At 67.9% G+C, this 505-nt stretch carries 1 protein-coding gene; it reads left to right on the top strand.

The window, feature by feature from the left end:
* Positions 1-505 (top strand): TRAP transporter large permease subunit (locus tag MOV75_RS41590; RefSeq protein ID WP_247008694.1); only part of this gene is annotated, 505 nt, incomplete at both ends.

Below are 505 nucleotides of genomic sequence, written 5' to 3'. Positions count from 1 at the left end.
GCATCGCGACCGTCGGCGCCTGCGGCGGCTTTGCAGCGATCTGCGGTTCCTCGGTCGCGACCGCCGCGACCTTCTCCGCCGTGGCCTATCCCGAGATGCGCCGCTTCGGCTATCCGCAGTCCTTTGCCACCGGCGTGATCGCGGCCGGCGGAACGCTGGGCGCGATGCTGCCGCCCTCCACCGTGCTCGCGGTCTACGGCATCATCACCGAGCAGGACATCGGAAAGCTCTTCATCGCCGGCATCATCCCGGGCCTGCTGGCGATGAGCATGTACATGATCACGATCTTCCTGATCGGTTATTTCCGCCCCGACTTCCTGCCAAAGGGCAAGGTGACCCCGTGGCGCGAGCGCTTCGCCGGGTTGAAGGAGATCTGGGCGCCGGTGCTGCTGTTCGTGTTCGTCATCGGCGGCCTCTACGGCCTGCCCTATTTGCCGCGCTTCACGCCGACGGAGGCGGGCGGCGTCGGCGCCGCCGGCGCGTTCATCATCGGCGTGCTGACGGG

Origin of the sequence: Bradyrhizobium sp. PRIMUS42, assembly GCF_023006515.1 — a bacterium.
Lineage (GTDB): Bacteria > Pseudomonadota > Alphaproteobacteria > Rhizobiales > Xanthobacteraceae > Bradyrhizobium.
Note: the sequence above shows the minus strand (reverse complement) of the source record. Positions and strands in the feature narration are given on the sequence as shown.